Origin of the sequence: Streptomyces sp. NPDC002734, assembly GCF_040295685.1 — a bacterium.
GTDB lineage: Bacteria > Actinomycetota > Actinomycetes > Streptomycetales > Streptomycetaceae > Streptomyces.
In genome coordinates, this window is the sequence record NZ_JBEOVU010000011.1 from 77,104 (window position 1) to 96,533 (window position 19,430).

Consider the following 19,430-nt stretch of genomic DNA (forward strand, 5'->3'; position numbering starts at 1 on the left):
GGGATCCATGGAGAGATTTACGTCGGTCGACGTCTGCTCGGGGGCAGGAGGCCTTGCCCTGGGCCTCGAGCGAGCCGGATTCGACCCCGTCCTGGTCCTTGACCGCCACCAGGACGCATGCAACACCCTGCGCCACAATCGACCGCGCTGGAAGACCCTTCAGGCTGACCTGCTCAACTTCGACCCGGTCGAGCATCCGGAAGCGTACGACGTCGACCTACTCTCGGCCGACCTGCCACGCGTGCGCTCCCAGGCCACGCAGAGTCGCCGTGAGACTGGTGAGGAGTTGGCTCTGATCCGAGCCACCCTGTACCTCACCCACGCTGTCCAGCCTCGAGTCCTGTTGATCGACAATGTCCCGCAGCTGGTGAATCACCCCGCCTACGAGGACATTCGCGAATTCATCGGCAAGGAGTTGATCCATCTCGGGTACGGCATCCACTACCTGGTCCTGAACGCGGTCGACTTCGGCGTACCGCAGGTGCGCCCACACGGTTTCGTGGTCGCCTTCAAGGATGCGGCCGCGGCCAGGCGATTCGAGGTGCCGAAGCCGACTGTGGCCCAGCACAACACCGTGGGTGAGGTGCTGCTCAAGTCGATGATCACCCGGGGCTGGAGCGGGGCCGCGGGATGGGCCAGGAAAGCGGACCGGCCGGGCCCGACCCTCGTAGGCGGCTCCGACAAGCGCGGCGGTGCGGATCTCGGCCCGTCGAGGAGCAAGAAAATCTGGGCGACGATGGGTATCAACGGAAAATCTCTGGCTGATGTGGTTCCGGGGCCGGACGGCGGACAAGGGAAAGATCCGATCGGTGAGCTGAAGAAGATCACCGTCGACCAAGCCGCGACCCTCCAGGGGTTCCCATCAGACTGGGTGATCACGGGTCGCAAGACAGTCCGGTATCGGCAGGTCGGCCACGCCACTCCGCCTCCCGTCGGCGAGGCCTTGGGCAAGGCCATCGCCTCGGCCCTTCGAGGCTGAGGTCTCGGCCGGCGCTCCGGGAAGTCGATCTTGGAGCGCCGGCTACACTTCAACGTCATGACCAGCCCGGAACCGCATGCCACCACTCGCACCTCAAACAGCGAGGACGAGTATGACATTTTGGACCTTTTTGCCGGTCCTGGCGGGCTGGACGTTGCCGCGCACTTCCTCGGACGGAAGGCGATCGGCATCGAGTGGGACGCCAACGCCTGTGAGACTCGTTACTCGGCGGGACTGGCCACCATCCACGCAGACGTCTGCGATATGCGACGGGACCCTGGTCAATACCGTGATCTCCTGAAGAACATCAGGGTGCTCGCCGGGGGCCCTCCGTGCCAGACCTTCTCGGTGGCGGGCTCCGGCACAGGGCGGCAGGCGCTCGACGAGGTCTCGAGCTTCATCCACCGTCTCGTGGACGATCCCGACTCCTCCGACGTCATCGACAAGGAACTGTCGAGCGCGAAGATCGACGAGCGCACCGCTCTGGTGCTCGAACCCCTCCGGTGGATTCTCGGGGCCATCCTCGACGAGGACCGCAAGCCGTTCGAGACCATCATTCTGGAGCAGGTGCCGGCAGTTCTGCCCGTCTGGGAGGTCTACGAGCGGGTACTTCGCCATCGTCTTCCTAACGGGGTCCGGTACCGTACGGTGTCGGGAGTTCTCCGCACCGAGCAGTACGGGGTCCCTCAGACGCGTAAACGAGCGGTGCTCATCGCTCAACTCGGTGACGGACCTGAGCCGCTCCTGCCGAGGTCCACCCACCAGCCGTTCACACGGCTACGGGGGACAGAGGCTTTGGCCTTCGAGGCAGGCATTTCCGAGCCGCAGGCCATGTTCGACCTGGAGCCTGCCCCGCAGAGCGGCACCCGTGAGCCCAACGATCCCGCCCCGCTTCCTGTGACCATGGCCGCCGCGCTGGAGGCGGCACGAGAGCAGGTCGGCCCCGCCGCAGACCTTCCACCACGCTCCTCCTTCGTGGTGCGCTCCAACTACGGTTCCGGCGGGGACCCCAAGAAGAGGGGGGAACGCGCCCATGACGAGCCCGCCTTCACCGTCACGGGGAAGGTCTCCCGGAATGTGGTCATGAGCAAGGAGGGGGCGGACAAATTCAGCATTCCGGAAGCCGGCGTGCTGCAGACCTTTCCGGGCAACTTCCCCTGGGGAGGGAAAGACCGCGCTCAGCAGGTCGGGAACGCTGTTCCGCCACGCTTCGGAGTGCACTTGCTCGCAGCGGCCCTCGGAGTCGATGAAGCGGCACGCGACAGGGCTCTGGCAGGCATGGGGATCTGGCCGGGTGTGACGCCCGAACAGAGCAATGCGCTCCGCGAATTGGGATGCGGTACTCACTGCCCACCCACCCCGCCCCACCCCGCCCGCGAGGACCTTCGCTGATCCCGAGCGGCACCGTGGACCGGTTCCACGGCGCCGCCGCCTCCTATTCCTCCCGGCGCCCCCGCACCGACGCCTCGGCGAACAACCCCTCGAACCGTTCCTCCAGCCAGTCGACTGCGGCCCGCCGCACAGGTCCGTCGTCCGGGCCCTCCGGCAAGGCGCGGCGCGGGACTGGCGGGGCGAAGTCGACGTCCGCGATCCAGGCGGCCAGAGCGGAACCGTCCCACTCGTCGTCCTCGGCCAAGGCGTCGTAGAGGAGCGTGCTCGCCGCAGTGTTGGCAACGGTGGACAAGGCGTTGACCTCACGGCCCGTGGTGACCTTGCCCTTGTCGATCAGGCGTATGAGCGCCTGCGCGGTGGGCCGATGGTCGATGATGTCGAGTCGAAGGATCGTGTTGAGCACGTCCTGGTTGCCGCAGGCCACCGTGACCGGGTGGTAGTCCTTGCCGTCCCGGAACAGCTCGGCCGCCCACCACAGACGGGCGAATGCCTGGGTGTACTGGGCGCCGGTGAAGCGGGCCACCGGGACGCTGGGCGTACTCCGATGGCCGCCCTTCGGCAGGTGCCGCCAGAGGACGTAGTCCGGAGCAACTGCCAGAGCGATGAAGTTCCACAGCGCTCGGTCAGCCGCCTCCCTCCGAGTGAGCCGCAGCGCCGCATGGAGGCGCGGGGCCAACCAGGCGTCGGCCCTGGTGTGGGCCTCACTGTCGAACTCCTGCATCGCGAGGTCGATCAGGTCCCGCAGGTTGGACACCTCGGTGCGAGCGGACATGTCCTCGATCGGCTCGGTCACCTTGTTGAGTGCGACGTACGGGGGCGCTTCCTGGCCGCTGAGCAGTCCCCCGGTGAGGTACTTGGCCGCATTGACATCGGCGAGCAAGGCCAGCCGCTCGGGCAGATGCCCGGGCTTGTCGATCACGATCAGCTCTCCCTACGGACTGCGTCGAGCGTTCTGACGGCGGTGCCGAGGTTCCTGGCAACCTTGGCCCGTCGTCCTGCTGCGTAGTTGATGCGGGGCTGGAGCTCGCTCCAGCCGGCGGACTCGATACGTCGGGCGTGGATCTCCCGCAGTGCGTCGTCCGGGGACAGGTCGGGGAGGATGTCGCCGAGCATGCTCTTCAGCACCGCGTCCTTCCAGCCGCCCGGCCACTCGGCCTCACCACGGCCGTCGGGGTCGAGGTTACTGACAGCGGCGTGGAACACCGACGTCCAGACCTCGGTGGCGATCTGTGTCGCGAGCATCTCCCGGACCGTCTTCGTCATGGGGTCGCGGGAGGTGGAGTTGAGGACCTCGGCCACACCTTCGAAGGCCGTGTTGATGTGGACGGTGGGCAGGTCTCCGGAGGTCTCGACGATCCACGGCGCGTCCTTGAATTGCTTGAGCCACTCAGGCCCGTCGGTGAAGTCCACCTCCTCGGTCCGCATCTCCGTCTGCCGGACCGGCATGCGGGCGGTGAGATCCACGATCCACGGGGTGTCGGTGCGACCGATCATCCGGCCGGCCACGTCGTCGACCGTGGCCACCACGACCACGGTGAGGTCGGCACGGTGGAGGTGCATCGACTTCCACATGCGGAGGTTGCCCGCCCAGACCCCACTGCCCTTGGGGCGGAGCTCGGCGGTGGTCCGGGCGTTGGTCGCCTTCTCCGTGAGGACGGCGACGACCTGCACCTCGCTCCACGGACCGGCGGACAGCTCGGCCTCGGGCAGCTTGGCCTGCAGGGTGAGGCGCACACTCTCCCAGTCGGCCCGCTCCACCTGGTGGAGGGCCACCACGCGCTCCTGCGCGTTGAAGGCCCACGTCTCGAGGTCGTGCTGGTAGACGCCCTCGCGCTCCTGCCGGACGGCCGTGACGTCGAGTTCGACCGATCCGGTGAGCCGCTTGTACGGATAGACCTTCACGACGACGCCCCCTTGGCCTTCTGCAGCTCCACGATCAACCCGGCGAGTTGCGCGCGGACGGGATGAGTGGCCTCGTCGGTGACCGCGGTGAAGCAGGCCTTCCTCTCACCACCGGCGAACAGCAACCGACCCCCCTCCACCACTTCGCAGTTCTTGACCGCTTCCAGACGGGACCAACCGACGGTCGGCTTCGCCCCCGAACGGACGTCGAACTTAGCGACGGGCATGAGCGCCACGGGGTCCGGGCCGCCCGGCAGCTTCACCTCGACGGTGATGCTCCACGCGCCGGAAGGCTCCAGCTCGGCGTCGACGCTCTGGATGGTCGGCTGCGTCTGAGCGACACCGCGCGGGACGGGCGCGCCGGCCCCGCCGTCCAACTTCAGCAGGTCACGGAGGACCTTGGGCCCGTCCTTCTTCTTCTCCTGCGCCCGTCCCACGAGCTGCCGCACGGCAGTGTTGGCCGCCCTGGTGAACTCGGTCAGCCGCGTCTGCGCGCCGACGACGTAGACGGCACGCAACTCGTCCGTAGGTCCCCACTTGTTGTGCTCCGGCGGCTCCGAGGCGCGCAGGAACTCCTCGGCCTGCTGGGCGCCGGGGACGTCGTCCCCGGCCGCGTGTCCGGCAAGGAGCACCGCTTGGAAGGCGATGGCCCCCAGCGGGAGGTCCGGAACCCGTGAGGTGCGAACGACCATGCGGCTACCCCGCATGGCGACCAGCTGGTTCGGCTTGCCGTCGTTGTCGTCCGCAGCCGTGACCAGGATGACGGCTTCGTGCTCGGCGGCACCACCGGCCCGGTTCCTCTTGGCCGGTACGCGCAGTGGAACGCGGGCGAGTGCGACCTGTCCGGTCTCGGTGAGGCGGTCGACGGTCTCACCGTCGAGGTACGCCTGGAGGGCCCGACTGCGGGACGGCTGGGCCGCGTGCGGATCGACGCGTTCCTCTTCGAGGACGACTCGGCCGTTGCGAAGCGTCCGGACGGATGCCTCGAGAATCGGCGACCTGGACCCGCCTGCAGTCATGGCCGCCCAAAAGTTCTGCCCCAACGCCTCGACGAGCCGCCTGTGCATGGACTCCACGCTGTCGAGGTCGTCGCCGTGGGAGCTGTCCTCCGCCTTGCCGGCGACGTCATGGGCGCCGACGATCAGGAAGCTCGTACCCGGCTCCGGGTTCTCACGCGTGATGTGCAGTTTCTCGACGGTGTCCTCGTCGGCCCACCAGGAACGCGCGATCTCGTTGCCCCGCGCGGTGTCCGGCTCTCCGAACCAGGCGGGACCGGCGTACAGCTTGCCGTCGGCCTCGTGCCACGGAAGGTCCAGCCGCCCGATCAACCGGCGCTCCGTCCGCCCTTCGTGCGGCTCGGACAGCGTGGAGTTGATCAGGACGAGCCCGAGACGACTGGTCGCCCACAGGGTGGCCTTGCCCAAGCCGTAGGAACCGCCGGCGCCTTGGGACTTCTTGTTGCTGTCGAGTTGCCGGCGAACGACGGCGGCGAAGCGACCGTCGTCGTAGTCGTCACCGATCAGTCCGGTGGCGTTGTAGTCGTCGACCCGAAGCAGCACCAGTCGGCTGCGCTCCCGCAGCTCGCGCAGGCCTTCGCGGAGGACCTTGCTGACCTTCTGGTCCTGGGCTGCGGCAGCTTCGTAGTGCGGGGCGAGTTGGTCCCACTTGAGCGCGTCCAGGAACTGGGTCAGGTGCTCGCCGCTCAGTTCGTGGATGGTGTAACGAACCCGTACGGGGCGGGTGGCGTCAAGCCGCTCGTCCAGGCTGTTCTGCGTCGCCTCACGGGCGAGCACGCCGACGTCCGCGTCGAACGCGAAAGCGGCTGCGTTGCCGAACTCGCGACCGCCGTCCTCGTGTGCCGGTCGGTGGTACCAACCGGTGGTAATGCTGCCGGCTATGTCCGTGGTGCGCAGGTGCACCGTGGCCCTGTCCGCGCCGAGCGCCGCAGCAATGGCCTGCATCGTTTCCTCGCGGGGGACCGCCCGCCCCGTGATCCATGCCGACACCGCGGCCCTGGTCAGCCCGACCTTCGCCGCGAGATCCGCCTGGCTCATCCCGGCCCGCGCCAACTGCCGTCCCAGCCACGGACCGAACTCTTCCCCGCCCTCCAACGCCCTGCCCCCTCGATCGGCCTACTCGTAGTACTGATGTGAACCGTAGCACGGGATTTGACAACCCATCGGCCCGACAACGGCGATTGACAACCCATAGGCGCCACCGTCCCCATAAGGAGAGAGAAGGGCCCCAGGATTGGAAAGGCCTCACGGACGCGCCGGACCATCAAAGGGGACTCACACCCACGCGACTCAGACGCGCCACATGGAGATCTTCCAACCGCAGCACCCACCGGCGCGCCTCCGGGAAGCGAACCGAAAGCGGCCGCGGGATCGCTCCCCGCGCGGAGGGGATGCAGTCCACACACCCCTCGCCAAGGCACACCTGACCTCACCGTGGGTAACCGGTTCGCCATGAAGCCCCGCATCGGCTCACTCAAGCACCATTCACCCCGGCACACTTCCACGCAATGGGAATGGAGCATTCCGACCCGGGCTCCCTGCCGACGACTCCAACACCCCTGTCTTGCAACCGATCTGACGATCAGGAAGCACGACGAACCGGTAGACAGATCGATGCCGCTTCCCCTACCGTAGATCTAAGGGCCAAGCGCCTCGGGGGAAACTCCCTCACCACAGGACACGTATATCTTCATGCGCATCCTGAGCATTTTCCTGGGGACCAAATCATTATGCATCAGCTGTTATTCGACCATGCCTGAAAGAGGGGGGCCTCCACATGAAGACGCTCATCGGGAACCCGGACGATTCCTCGGACTCCGAGGACCCGGAGCTGGCCAGAATTCGTCGACTGCTCATGCAGTTCGACTCGCGCGAAACGCCGCTCGAGCAGTCCGAGTTCCTGGAGCAACTCGGGAAGACCCGGCCCGTGATCGACCACTACCGCCGGTACGTCGCCCGTGCGGACCGGCAGGCTGTGGCCAGGAAGATGGCTGGTGAGGCCCCCCAGGAGCCCGACGTCCCGCTGGACGGCAGCGGCCCCGAGCACAAGGCGCCGCGCCTTCGACCGCAGCGCGCCCTCGGTCCGCGCACGCGGTCCGTCAGCGGCCCGCCGAACCGTGACGACAGGAACCGACGTCGCTTCCGTACCCCGGAGGACGGGGCGCTCTAGCCGCTCGTCATCATGGGGCTTCGACGACCGGCTCCGCCGTCCGATCGAGGCGGCAATCACTCTGTCGCGTTCGTATGACACCACCGATGGCCGGGTCTCGGTTTCGCCGTTCCGACGGAGGCCGACCTTGCCGGGCCCGGCCATCGGCACTTCAACTTAAATATGCTTCCAGTGGGGGGAATCCACGTGGCACATTTCCATCCGGAGTCGTCTTCGGAATCCAGCCGGCTCAACGCTTCCGATCAGAGCCGGCGGTCCTCGGGATCAGACGTACTGATCGTCGTGAACGACCAGTCCCGGCGCACCTTGGAGACCTATCGGGTGGATCCCGGCCTGGTGCAGGAGCACGCCAACGGGGAGCGTCGCATCACGCAGGGTGGTTACGGGGACCGTCAGCTCTACGAGATCGTCCAGAACGCTGCGGACGAGGTCGCCAACGAGCCCGGAGGGACGGTTCATGTCGTCCTCACCCAGGACCACCTCTACTGCGCGAACGTCGGCTCCCCTGTCACCGCCGCCGGCGCGGAGACGATTCTCCGCATGGGCGTATCCCGCAAGCGCGGTGGGCAGATCGGCCGGTTCGGTGTCGGCGTGAAGTCGTACCTCGTGGTGTCCGACGCCCCCCAGTTCTTCAGCGCCACCGGTTCGTTCGGCTTCGACCGCGCCTGGTCGCGGGGAGAAATCTCCCGCGCAGCGGGGTTCCCGCCGGAGACCGACTTCGAAGCCCCGGTCCTTCGCATGGCCCGTCCTCTCGACGAGGCCAAGGAACGTCGCCTCGACCCGGTGCTCGACGAGCTCCGAAAGTGGGCCGTGACCGTGGTGCGCCTCCCGTTGCTCCCCGGAGCCGCATCCCGTCTCGCCGGCGACATCCACAACCCGAAGCGCGCAAACGGCAGGCAGGAGTTCCCCAAGCTCTTCCAGCTCTTCTCCTCCCACGTCGGCAAGGTCGTGCTCGAGGACCGGCGAGCGATGCCCGTCCTCCGGCGTGTGATCACCGTCGAGCAGGACGGTGTGCGTCGCACCATCAAGGAGTCCGGCACGGGCCGCCCTGCCTCCAGCGAGACCTGGAAGGTGTTCACGGTCGCGCACTCCCCCGGTGCCGAGGCCCGGGGGACCGCGGGCGAGCTGCACGACCGGGCGACCATCGACCTCTCATGGGCGGTACCCGAGTACTCCGGGGCGCGCCCCTACGCCAACCCTGCGAGTGGGCGCGGGCGTTTCTGGTCGTTCTTTCCGACCAACTACGAGATGACGCTGAGCGGTGTCCTGAACGGCGCGTGGAAGACCAACGAGGACCGGCAGAACCTCTTGGACAAGAGCCCGTTCAACGGGGAGCTCCTGCGGGTCGCTGCCCGTCTGGTGGTGCAATCGCTGCCACAGCTCGCGCCCAAGGACGATCCGGGCGCCTACCTGTCCTTCCTTCCCGGCCGTCTCAAGGCGGTCGAGACCCTCTCCTGGGCCGACGAGATCCTCACGCGCAACATCTGGGAACTGACCGCGAAGCTGCCGTCCCTCCCCGACCAGGACGGTGTACTGCAGCTCCCCAAGAACATCCGTGTCCACCCCGACGAGGGCAGGCGGGCGGGCAAGGGCCTCTCGTCGACCTGGCTCGCGATGTGGAACGCGTACCCGGGACGTCCGAGGAACTGGGTGCACCCGTCCGTCGAGGCGGCCGACATCCGCTCAGGCAAGGTGCAGCACATCCTCACGGCTGCCGGACAGCAGCGTGCCTCCGTGCGCGAGTGGCTGGAAGCCCTGGTCTCCGACCGCCGCCCTGAGGCGTCGGCCGTCGCCGTCCGCATTCTCGCCGAGATGATCAGCACGAACTCCCCCTTCGCCGAGGAGGCGCGCAAGGCCGAGATCGTGCTGACCGAGTCCGACCGGCTCGTCGCCCCCGAGGCCGGTCAGGTCTGGCAGCGTGACGAGGCGGATGGCCTCAAGGACGACCTGATCTACGTCCACCCGTTCCTCTCCGAGGACCCGACTCTCCGCTACGCGCTCAACACCATCGGTGTCCGGGAGGCGGACAGCCGCGGCCGCTTCGCCGGCGTGCTCGACCAGGGGTTCGCGGCCTACGGCCCCCGCGACTGGCGCCTCTTCTGGGAACTCTTCCGCAAGGCGGGCGGCTCACACGCTCTCGGCGAGGTGCGCATCCGCCACCCGAAGCCTCAGGAGGTGCTGCACGTCCTCACCATGGACGGACGGTTCCACCCCATGCGGCAGTGCCTGCTGCCGGGACCGGTCGTCCCCGGGGACGGATCTCGTGATCCCTCCGTCGCGGTGGACATGGCCTTCCACTCCGACGACACGGCCGTCTTCCGTGACCTCGGTCTCCTCTCGCTCCCCGTGCGCGAGACCCAGGATGTCCAGGAACCCTGGTTCGAGGACTACCGGACCGCGATCTACGAGGCCTACTGCAAGACCCTCGGGACCAGGAGCCGGCCCACCATCGGTCGGATGCGGACGGAGGGCTCCCCGGTCCCCGACTCCCTCCATCTGCTCTTCCGACTGTCGGACGAGGGCAAGGCCGCCTATCTCAAGGCCCTTCCCGACCGCCTCGTCGTCGACCGGTGGACCCGGCAGATCGGCACCGCGACGGGCAGCCGGGAGGCCATTCCCTCCCCGGCCCGCTGGCTGATCCGCAAGTACGGAACGGTTCCGACCTCTCAGGGTCCGCGCCGTCCGGTAGAGGCCGTCGGCCCCCAACTCTCCTCCTACTCCGACATCCTTCCGGTGGCGGACATCAGCGAGGAGAAGGCCCGCAAGCTCGGTCTGCCCACCACCATCGAGACGGTGCCGGAGCAGCTCTGGAACAAGCTCGGCGAGCAACTCCTCGCCAGTGACAGCGACGTCTTCGTCGGCAGCACCTACGTGCTGATGACCCGGCTGGACCTGCCGTTCCCCGAGGGCCTGACGCGGTGCCGTGTCGGTGACCTGTGGGAGTCCCGGGAGGACGGCGAGATCGCGGTCGCCGCCACCCAGCAGGAGTACGCGACTCTGCGTGCGGAGCGGCTCCCGGCTCTCCTCGCGGGCAACGACGAGGACGCCAAGCTCCTGATCGAGAAGTGGGGGATGCTCTCCTTCGGTGACGTGATCAACAAGGAGGTGCGTCACGTCCCGGCGGGCGAGCCGATCGCCATGCGCGACGGGTACCCGACCCTCCGGCAGCGCTCCGGCAACCACGTGAACACCTACGAGATCCAGTACTGCTCCGAACTCGAGGAGGTGACCAAGACCCCCAGGGGCACCACGGGTGTCCCTCTGCGCAGCGCCCTGCTCGGCAACGCCGTGCTGGTGACCGACGAGCACGAGGGCGACCGTCTCGCCACACTGATCGCGGTCGACAAGGAGCTCAAGCTCAACCTGCGGCCCAGTGGCTGCCGAGACCTTCTGCAGGCCCAGGAGCGGCAGGAGAAGGACCAGGAGCTGCAGCAGACCCTCAGGGGGATCCGCTCCGCCGATACCGTGGCCCGTAAGTTGTGCCTCCTGATCGGACCGGACGCCCTGAAGGAGCGACTGCCGGCCGGCCTGTTCGACAGCGAGCGCGCCGAGCGCGGGGAGCCGTCACCGGAGCGCCTCGCCGAGATGGCCTACAACGCCCACGACGACGGCGTCCTGCAGGAGCACGTCCGGGACATCCAGGCCCGGATCCCCAACGCCCCGGCGTCCTTCACCGGCAGTTCCACGGCCGTCAAGTTCGTCTCGGACCTGGGGTTCCCGGACACCTTCGCCGGTGCCCGCACGCCGTCCCCCACTCCCCGTATCCAGGTGGAGGGTCCCCGCGAGTTCCCGCTGCTGCACGGTTATCAGGAGCGTCTGGCCGCCAACATCTTCGAGATGCTGGCGCGGTTGACCCCTCAGCGCGGCATGCTCTCCCTGCCTACTGGTGCAGGTAAGACCCGTGTGACCGCGGAGGCCGTGATTCGGTGGATCAAGAGCGAAGGCATCCTGGAAGGACCGATCCTGTGGATAGCGCAGTCCGTCGAGCTCTGCGAACAGGCTGTCCAGAGCTGGAAGTTCGTCTGGGAGAAAGTGGGGGCTCAGCGTCCACTGACCATCAGCCGTCTGTGGAGCTCCAACGAGACCGGTGAGGTCACCGGTGACGATCCGCACCTGGTCGTGGCGACCGACGCCAAGCTCGGGCACTGCCTCCACACCGACAGTTACGCCTGGCTGCGCAAGGCCGCCCTGGTCATCGTCGACGAGGCCCACGTGGCGATCTCCCCGCAGTACACCGAGCTCCTCGGCCACCTCGGGCTGGTCCATTCACGCACCGACCGACACCTGCTCGGCCTCACCGCCACACCGTTCCGCGGTACCAACGAGGTGGAGACCCAGCGCCTCATCCAGCGGTTCGGTGGTCGCCGTCTCGACGATGGGGTCTTCGAAGGGGATCCTTACGCCGAACTGCAGTCGCTGGGCATGCTGGCCCACGTCGACCACCAGATTCTCGAGGGCGGCACGATCGAGTTGAGTCAGGACGAGGTGGAGCACGCCACCAGGATGCGTGTGCTGGCCAAGGGGGCGGAACAGCGTCTGGCCGACGACCACGACCGGAACCGACGCATCATGGACAAGATCCTGGAGATGCCCGAGGACTGGCCCGTCCTGGTCTTCGCGACCTCGGTGAGCCACGCCAAGTTCCTGGCCGCCAAGCTCAACGACGACGGCATCGGTGCGGCAGCCGTCGACTCGGCGACCAGCCCCGGTGACCGCACCAAGCGCATCGACGCCTTCCGCTCCGGGCGCCTGCGGGTGCTGACCAACTACGGCGTCCTCACCCAGGGCTTCGACGCCCCGGCCACCCGGGCCGTGGTCGTCGCCCGACCGACGTACAGCCCGAACGTCTACCAGCAGATGATCGGGCGTGGCCTTCGCGGTCCCCTCAACGGTGGATCCGACCGCTGCTTGATCCTCAACGTCCAGGACAACATCAGCAACTACGGCGAGTCCCTCGCCTTCACCCGGTTCGAGCACCTCTGGAGGGAAGGCGCGTGACCGACATCTACGCAGGCACCCCACCGCTCACGCCCGAGCAACAGGCCGTCGTGGACCAGCCCTGGGACGCACGGCTGCTGGTCACCGCCGGAGCCGGAGCCGGCAAGACGCACACCCTGGTACGACGGCTCGACGCCCTCGTTGGGCGCGAAGAGGACGCACTCGAGGCCGGCGAGATCCTGGTCCTCACGTTCTCCCGGGCCGCGGCCCGGGAACTGCGGGACCGCATCTCCCGCTACGGGGAGCGTGCCTCCCGGGTCCGCGCGCAGACCTTCGACTCCTGGGCATACTCGCTCCTGACCAACGCGTACCCGGACGAGGACTGGGGCCGGCACAGCTTCGACGAGCGGATCCGGCAGGCCGAGACCGCCATCACCAACGGCGCCGTCGAGGCCGTGCACCCGGTGGCCCTCGCTCACATCGTGGTGGACGAGGTCCAGGACCTGGTCGGCGACCGGCGGCTGATGGTGGAGACACTGCTCGACCGGTTCCAGGAGTCCTGCGGCTTCACCATGGTCGGCGACCCGGCCCAGGCCATCTACGGATTCCAGGTCAAGGACCCGAAGGAGCGGGCGCTCGAGACCAACGCCTTCTTCGACTGGCTGCGCGCCTCCTATCCCGACGACCTGATCGAGCTGCACCTGACGGAGAACTTCCGGGCCTCCACTCCGGAGGCCCGAACGGCCCTCCCCCTGGGACGCGATCTCCAGTCACTTCCCTCCGCTCCCGACGCGGCGGAGGCCGCGGCTGCACGCCTCCACGACGAGCTGCGCTCCGCGCTGCTGGACCAGCCGTCGTTCGGTGCGCTGACCGACCGCTTCACCATCGATTCGCTCATCAACTTCCCCGACTCGTGCGCGATCCTCTGCCGGGACAACCGGCAGGCGTTGCTGATCTCGGAGGCGCTGTGGGAGAACGGCGTCCCCCATCGGCTGCGCCGGTCGGCCCAGGACCGGCCCGTGCCGTCCTGGGCGGCCGCACTGCTGCGACGTACGAACTCCGAGACGCTCACCGAGGAACGCTTCCGTGAGCTGATGACGGAGATCCCGCTCCTGCCGGACACCGAGGTGGAGCGCTGCTGGCGCTCCCTGCGCGCTGTCGCCCGCGCCAAGAACGGACTGCTGGACCTGAACAAGGTGCGACGGTCGATCGCCGAGGGCTGGTTCCCCGACGACCTGGCGCCGAAGGAGCTGTCCCCGATCACCGTCTCGACCGTCCACCGGGCCAAGGGCCTCGAGTTCGATCGCGTGCTGGTCGTCGAGCCGCTCTCGATCGCGCAGGTGCGCAGCCAGTTCGACGACGTGGACGTGCAGGCGGAAGCGCGCGCCCTGTACGTGGCCCTGACGCGCCCCCGGTACGACCTGTACCGGCTCACCGCGCCGGAGTCCTGGCGGATGCGGTTCCACCGCGCCCTGGACCGCTGGTACGTGGGGGGCAGACAGAGGTGGGAGCGGTTGGGCCTTGAGGCCAAGGGTCAGGACGTCTGCACCGAGCAGCCCCCCGGCACGGACGGCTTCGAGGACTCGCCCGCCGACCTGCAGGAGTACCTGGCCACCGCGGTCCGGCCCGGTGATCCGGTGGTGCTGCGCAAGCTGTACGACCTGGCCGTCGACGAGGACCAGAGCCCTCCCTACGTGGTCGTGCACCAGGGTCGGCCGGTGGCCATGGTCTCGAAGCGCTTCCGGCAGGACCTGCACGCCTCTCTGAAGGTGAGCAGGAGCTGGGAGGTCAGATGGCCCGAGGAGATCCACGGACTGAGGATCGACGCCCTGGAGACGGTCGCGGGAAGTCGGGCCGCCGGCAGCCGCGCCGGGCTGGGTGAACACGGTGTGTGGCTGGTGCCCCGACTTTCGGGACTCGGCCGCTACAAGTCGGGCAACGGCGCCCGGGAGGACGACAACCGATGAGCGACATGCACAACCGCCACGCGGCTCACTACGAGGCACGCGACAGTCTCCTCGTCCAGCTCCGTCGGGACCTGATGGGTCCTGGCGCGCCGGACGAGGTCCTTACGCACGACGCCCCGATCACGACCTACCCGATCGGTGTTCTGTTCCCGCGGCCGGCCGACGGCAAGGCCGAGGAGGAGATGAAGGGGGACAACCGCGAGCAGGAGGCGGACGTCGCTCCCGAGATCCGCGCCGGCGACGTCGAGGAGCGTGGCCTCGAGCTCGGTGTCTCCCTGGCCAACGACCGGCGCCCGTCGTCCATGGGCCTCACATTCGCCGTGGACCCCTCCGTCTCCCCCACCGTCGTGGTCCGCGTCGAGGCGGCCATGTACGAGCCGGTCGACGAGGCGGGCAACACCGTCGTCGCCCAACGGTCGACGGCCCGCAGTACCTCCGACCAGAAGGAGAACTGGCGGCGCAAGCGGCTCGAACTGCCCAAGGCAGAAATCGACGTGGAGCATCCGGGCATGGAGGACCACGATCTCGCCGACGGCGTACGGCTGCGTGCTCTCGTCCGCAAGCCGTCCTCCTCCGGGACCGTGTCCATCACCGTGACCCTCGTCAACGAGCTGAAGGTCGGCGAGCGCGAGCTGCAGGACGCCTTCAGCCTCTTCCAGCCGAGCATCACGGTGACCGCCCCGAACGGCGCACGCGCCTTCGTCGAGCGGCCCGCCCAGCTGGGTGCGGTCGACTCGGAACAGGCCGCCTCCCGGCTGCTGCACCGCCATGCCCCGACCTTCGCCGCCGGTCACGGTTGCGCCGCCGTCTGGGACTGGGCACCGCCGCCGATCGGTTCACCGATGGTGGAGCGCGCCGCGGTGGCCGAGGTCCGCACCGAGTTCGTGCCGGCGCACGAGGTACTGCTCACCGACTCCAACCCGGAGATCGACGACGCGGCGCTGACCATGCACGGCTTGGCCACCCGCCCGGACGCCGAGGTGTTCGCGGCCCTGGAGGGGCTTGCGTCCGGCTACGCCGAGTGGATCGACGCCAGGCGGGCCGAGGCGGGCCGACTCGCCGGCACGTCCTTCGTGGATGCCGCCGGTAAGCAGATCGAAGCCTGCGAGACGGCGCTCCGCCGAATCCGCAACGGGATCCGGGTGCTGCGGTCGGACCCCACGGCACTGCACGCCTTCCGTCTCGCCAACGAGGCGATGGCGAAGCAGCGGGCCCGCGGCGTGTGGGCGAGGGCCGGTCGCCACGGCATCCCCGACGTCGAGGCGGGCCGCTGGCGCCCGTTCCAGATCTCCTTCATGCTGCTCTGCCTCGAAGGCATCGTCGATGCGAACCACAGGGATCGCGAGATCGCAGACCTTCTCTGGTTCCCCACCGGCGGTGGCAAGACCGAGGCCTACCTCGGCCTGATCGCCTTCACCACGTTCCTGCGCCGTCTCCGGAAGAGGGCGAGCGGCGGGGGTGTCACCGTGCTGATGCGGTACACGTTGCGCCTGCTCACCCTCCAGCAGTTCGAGCGCGCGACTCTTCTGATCTGCGCCATGGAGCAACTCCGCCAGAAGCACGAGGCGGATCTCGGACAGGAGGAGATCTCCATCGGCATGTGGGTGGGGCAGTCGGCCACCCCGAACGATCTGGTGACGGCGGACGACAGTCTGAAGGAGCTCCGCAGGGGCAAGGAGGGCCTCCAGGAGAAGAACCCGGTTCAACTCCACGCCTGTCCCTGGTGCGGCACCAAGCTCGACGCCCACCAGTACGAGGTGGACCTTGATCGCAAGCGGATGCACGTCCGCTGCCCGTACGGGAAGTGCGACTTCGCAGGCGGCCTGCCCGTTCATCTGGTCGACGAGTCCGTCTACCACTGGCACCCGACGCTGATCATCGCCACGGTCGACAAGTTCGCCTCCATGCCATGGCGGCCGAACACGGCCGCCCTCTTCAACCGCGACCGGGCGGACGGCACACCGCCCCCGGAGCTGATCGTCCAGGACGAGCTGCACCTGATCTCCGGTCCTCTCGGTACCCTCACCGGGCTCTACGAGACGGCCGTGGACGTACTGGCCGACCAGCCGAAGGTGGTCGCCTCCACCGCCACGATCCGCCGCGCCGCCGACCAGGGGCGCGCCCTCTTCGACCGGACGGTGCACCAGTTCCCGCCGGCCGGACTGGACTCGCGTGACTCCTGGTTCGCCGTCGAGACTCCGCGCGAGCGGAAGGCGAGCCGCCAGTACGTGGGTCTGCTCACGCCGAGCACCAGTCAGTCGACGCTGTTGATCCGCACCTACGCCACCCTGCTGCACCAGGCCCAGCGCGCGGCGACCACCGAGACCGTGCGGGACGCCTACTGGACGTTGGTCGGCTACTTCAACAGCCTGCGGCTGCTGGCCGCAGCGGAACTTCAGGTCCATGACGACGTCGTCGCCTACCTTGAGTACCTGGCCCGGCGTGACGAGATGCCGGTGCGGCGGATCCGGGAGCAGACCGAGCTGACCAGCCGTGCCAACTCGTCCGAGGTGCCACGCCGGCTCAAGCAGGTCGAGTTGAAGCTGCCGCACGAGGAGGTGGTGGACGTCCTCCTGGCCACCAACATGATCTCCGTCGGCGTCGACGTCGATCGTCTCGGCCTGATGGCCGTGATGGGCCAGCCGCAGACCACCGCGGAGTACATCCAGGCCACCAGCCGTGTCGGCCGCGCCCACCCCGGACTGGTCGCCGTCATGCTCAACTCCACTCGTTCCCGCGACCGTTCGCACTACGAGAACTTCCAGCACTTCCACTCGGCCCTGTACCGCGAGGTCGAGTCGACGTCCGTGACGCCCTTTTCCGCGCGGGCCCGGGAACGTGGCCTGCACGCCGTGGTGGTGGCGCTCACCCGCATCCTCATCCCGGAGGCCGCCGACAACGCCGCTGCCGGCGACATCGAGCGCTACCGGGACCGGATGGAGACGGAGGTCCTGCCGTTGTTGCTCTCCCGGGTCGGGTCGGTCGACAAGGAGGAGGTCGACAACACGGAGAAGGACTTCGAGGAATTCGTCGAGTGGTGGAGCAGGACGGCTGCCGCCAACGGCGGTCTCCACTACGAGCGTAGGCGTGGCCAGAAAGTCCCCGCGCTGCTCGAAGCCTTCGACGAGAACATCACCGATTCCTGGCCGACCCTGTGGAGTCTGCGCGACGTCGACGCCGAGTCCGCCCTGTTCATGGAGAGCTCACGATGACCCCGCCTCCCGCCCGCCGTCGCCGTGGTCCCGGTGTTCCGGCCACGCCTCTCATGCCCCGCAAGGGTGCGGTCGGCCGCGCCCAGATGATCACCACGTACGGCGTCGGTTCGACGGTCGCCGTGGACAACGAGTCGTTCATCGTCGCGGGCATCGACACCTGGGACATCACGGATGCGCCCGAGATCCACGAACACCGGCTCGCCCGTTACCTCGGTGTCAGGTCCTTCCGCCTGCCGCCGGCGTCGGACGAGAACAGCCGGGACGGCGTCCATGTCCGACGCTTCCCCCTCTGGCACTCCTGCCCCGACTGCAACGTTCTCCAGCCTGTCGGGAAATTCAACCCGGCTCCTGGAACGAACGAGTGCGGGGACTGCAAGGAAGATCTGGTCCCCTCCCGCTTCGTGATCGCCTGTCCGCACGGCCACCTGGACGACTTCCCGTACTGGAAGTGGCTTCACCGCAACAACCGGGACGACGGGGCCACCGGTGCCTGCGGTGGCACGTTGAAGCTGACCACCAACGGCCGCACCGCCTCGCTGCGCTCCATCGTGATCTCCTGCACCTGCGGTGTTCCGGAGGTGTCGATGGAAGGCGCCTTCCGGAGCAGCGCCCTCACGAACCTCGGCGTGCGGTGCGAGGGTCGCCGACCGTGGCTGAGGAACGCGCCCGCCGAGAAGAGCTGTACGGAAGCCCCGCGCACCCTGCAGCGCGGTTCGTCGATGGCCTGGCAGCCGATCGTGCGCTCGGCCCTCTCGATCCCGCCGTGGAGCGACGGCCTGGCCGCCCTGCTCGCCCCTCATCTCGACGACCTGCGGGATTGTGAGTCCGACAAGGAGCTGGCCCGGGCCGTCAAGTTCCTCACCAAGACGGACTCGACCTCCTTGGAGGCCGTGCGGGACCTGTTGAAGGCGGACCAGGCGGAACTCGCGGACATCGGCGAGGAGCCCACACACGACACCTACCGCATGGCCCTGCTGGAACAGGAGTACCGGAAGCTGCGGGCCGGGAGCCGCGAGGCCGACAGCCCCCACGACGAGGAGTTCATCTGCGAGAAGCCGCAGAGCACCTCGCCCGTCCTCGACGGGACCGGGATCGTCGGGCCCATGCTGGTCAAGCGCCTGCGTGAGGTGCGGGCCCTCACGTCGTTCACCCGGGTGATCTCCCCGGACTCCGCGCTCGACGACCAGATTCACGAGGCCGAGATCGCACTGACCAAGCAGGACTGGCTGCCGGCCATGGAGGTGCGCGGCGAGGGGGTCTTCTTCCGCATCGACGAGCAGCGTCTCGCCGCATGGGCAGCACACCCCGAGGTGGTCCACCGTGTCGACCGCATCCGCTCCCACCACGAGCGCCTGCTGCGCGAGCGCGCGGCCGACCCTCAGCATGTCCCGCCCTCCCCGGCGACACCGCGTCTGGTGATGCTCCACACGCTGGCGCACATTCTGATCAACGAGTGGAGCCTGAACTCCGGTTACCCCGCTGCGTCCCTGCGTGAGCGGCTCTACGCGGAGAACACCGACATGGCAGGCGTGCTGGTCTACACGGCGACCAGCGACTCGGCCGGCAGCCTCGGCGGCCTGGTCGCACAAGGGGAGCCGGACCGCCTCGCCGAAGCGCTGCGCTCCGCCGTCCTCCGTGCCGAGTGGTGCAGTGCCGACCCGCTCTGCATCGAGTCGGAGGTCTCCGGAGCCGGAAGCGTCAACCTGGCCGCCTGCCACGCGTGCGTGCTGCTTCCCGAAACCAGCTGTGAGCGGAACAACACCCTGCTGGACCGGGCGCTTCTGGTCGGGACTCCGGAGGACCCGTCGATCGGGTTCTTCCACGGTCTCACCGGCGACTGACCCGACAGGG

The 19,430-nt window shown here is 68.2% G+C and carries 10 protein-coding genes; 7 read left to right on the forward strand and 3 right to left on the reverse strand.

The genetic code is table 11. From position 1 onward, the window contains the following. Positions 1-7: 7 nt before the first annotated feature. Positions 8-979: a DNA cytosine methyltransferase gene (locus ABT026_RS12430; protein ID WP_351114165.1), complete on the forward strand. Its 972-nt coding sequence runs from the start codon at positions 8-10 to the stop codon at positions 977-979. A gap of 57 nt (positions 980-1,036) precedes the next feature. Beyond that, the gene (locus tag ABT026_RS12435) at positions 1,037-2,371 is read left to right on the forward strand and encodes a DNA cytosine methyltransferase (RefSeq protein WP_351114166.1); all 1,335 of its coding nucleotides are present in this window, start codon (positions 1,037-1,039) and stop codon (positions 2,369-2,371) included. Between the two features lie 43 nt (positions 2,372-2,414). On the opposite strand, the gene ABT026_RS12440 is transcribed toward ABT026_RS12435, so the two are convergent. From ABT026_RS12440 to ABT026_RS12450, 3 genes are read right to left on the reverse strand one after another with little or no spacing between them, the layout of a single operon-like run. Further along, positions 2,415-3,290 carry a DUF6339 family protein gene (locus ABT026_RS12440; protein WP_351114167.1) on the reverse strand — a complete coding sequence of 292 codons (876 nt, stop codon included), beginning with the start codon at positions 3,288-3,290 and terminating at the stop codon, positions 2,415-2,417. A 2-nt stretch (positions 3,291-3,292) separates the two neighbouring features. Further along, positions 3,293-4,273 carry a hypothetical protein gene (locus ABT026_RS12445; RefSeq protein WP_351114168.1) on the reverse strand — a complete coding sequence of 327 codons (981 nt, stop codon included), beginning with the start codon at positions 4,271-4,273 and terminating at the stop codon, positions 3,293-3,295. Next, complete coding sequence (locus ABT026_RS12450) at positions 4,270-6,384, reverse strand: helix-turn-helix transcriptional regulator (RefSeq protein ID WP_351114169.1); 2,115 nt, start codon at positions 6,382-6,384, stop codon at positions 4,270-4,272. The genes ABT026_RS12445 and ABT026_RS12450 overlap by 4 nt, the downstream gene beginning before the upstream one ends. Before the next feature lie 682 nt (positions 6,385-7,066). Between ABT026_RS12450 and ABT026_RS12455 the strand changes: the two genes are divergently transcribed. The 5 genes from ABT026_RS12455 to drmB all read left to right on the forward strand — a co-directional run bounded on the left by ABT026_RS12455 (position 7,067) and on the right by drmB (position 19,420). Then, entirely contained in the window at positions 7,067-7,459 is a 393-nt protein-coding gene (locus ABT026_RS12455; RefSeq protein WP_351114170.1) for a hypothetical protein, read from the forward strand. Between the two features lie 282 nt (positions 7,460-7,741). Continuing rightward, positions 7,742-12,457, forward strand: coding sequence for a DEAD/DEAH box helicase (locus ABT026_RS12460; protein WP_351114171.1), 4,716 nt, complete (start codon positions 7,742-7,744; stop codon positions 12,455-12,457). Next, positions 12,454-14,364, forward strand: coding sequence for a UvrD-helicase domain-containing protein (locus tag ABT026_RS12465; protein WP_351114172.1), 1,911 nt, complete (start codon positions 12,454-12,456; stop codon positions 14,362-14,364). Before ABT026_RS12460 ends, ABT026_RS12465 begins: the two co-directional genes overlap by 4 nt. Continuing rightward, on the forward strand, positions 14,361-17,576 hold the full coding sequence (locus ABT026_RS12470) for a helicase-related protein (RefSeq protein WP_351114173.1): 3,216 nt from the start codon (positions 14,361-14,363) through the stop codon (positions 17,574-17,576). Before ABT026_RS12465 ends, ABT026_RS12470 begins: the two co-directional genes overlap by 4 nt. Further along, positions 17,573-19,420, forward strand: coding sequence for a DrmB family protein (drmB, locus tag ABT026_RS12475; RefSeq protein WP_351114175.1), 1,848 nt, complete (start codon positions 17,573-17,575; stop codon positions 19,418-19,420). The genes ABT026_RS12470 and drmB overlap by 4 nt, the downstream gene beginning before the upstream one ends. The last annotated feature ends 10 nt before the right edge of the window (positions 19,421-19,430 follow it).

Coding starts and splice junctions, on each gene's coding strand:
- ABT026_RS12430 (WP_351114165.1), top strand. CDS start 8: ATGGAGAGATTTACGTCGGTCGACGTCTGCTCGGGGGCAGGAGGCCTT.
- ABT026_RS12435 (WP_351114166.1), top strand. CDS start 1,037: ATGACCAGCCCGGAACCGCATGCCACCACTCGCACCTCAAACAGCGAG.
- ABT026_RS12455 (WP_351114170.1), top strand. CDS start 7,067: ATGAAGACGCTCATCGGGAACCCGGACGATTCCTCGGACTCCGAGGAC.
- ABT026_RS12470 (WP_351114173.1), top strand. CDS start 14,361: ATGAGCGACATGCACAACCGCCACGCGGCTCACTACGAGGCACGCGAC.
- drmB (WP_351114175.1), top strand. CDS start 17,573: ATGACCCCGCCTCCCGCCCGCCGTCGCCGTGGTCCCGGTGTTCCGGCC.